Genomic DNA, 507 nt, shown 5'->3' with positions numbered 1-507 from the left:
CATCTGCGGCAGCGCCAGGATGCCCAGCAGCACGATCTCGCCGCCGATGATCCCCGACAGCGCGGCGAGGAAGAAGGCCACCACGATGGTCTGCACCGCCACGCCCCCGGGTAGCCGCCCGGCGAACACCCGCATGGCGTTGAACAGGTCCTTGGCGATGCCGGAGCGATCGAGCAGCGAGGCCATCAGCACGAACATCGGCACCGCCACCAGCGAGTACTCGGTGATGAAGCTGAACACCCGGCTGGTGACCAGCGGCAGCGCCGTCTCGCCGAACCAGCCAAAGGTGAAGACCATCGCCACCAGGCCGGTGATGAAGGCCAGCGGCAGGCCGGTGACCAGCAGGCCGAAGATGGCGGCGATCATCAGGATCGTGGCCGTCCCGATATCCATCAACGTGTCTCCCTGTCGGTGGACTCATGGGCGGCGGGCTCATGGTCGGCGGGACGGGCGCGAATCGACTGCACCAGATGGAGCAGCGCCTGCAGGGCCATCAGCGCCAGGGCG

The 507-nt window shown here is 67.7% G+C and carries 1 protein-coding gene; it reads right to left on the bottom strand.

All coding sequences use genetic code 11. The features are described 5' to 3' along the window. Positions 1-393, bottom strand: a 393-nt coding sequence (locus tag OP497_RS17485) for a TRAP transporter large permease subunit (protein ID WP_280550778.1), incomplete at its 3' end; no start/stop codon positions are given. Positions 394-507 lie beyond the last annotated feature (114 nt).

It is taken from the genome of Halomonas sp. 11-S5, from assembly GCF_029889825.1.
Lineage (GTDB): Bacteria > Pseudomonadota > Gammaproteobacteria > Pseudomonadales > Halomonadaceae > Halomonas.
Note: the sequence above shows the minus strand (reverse complement) of the source record. Positions and strands in the feature narration are given on the sequence as shown.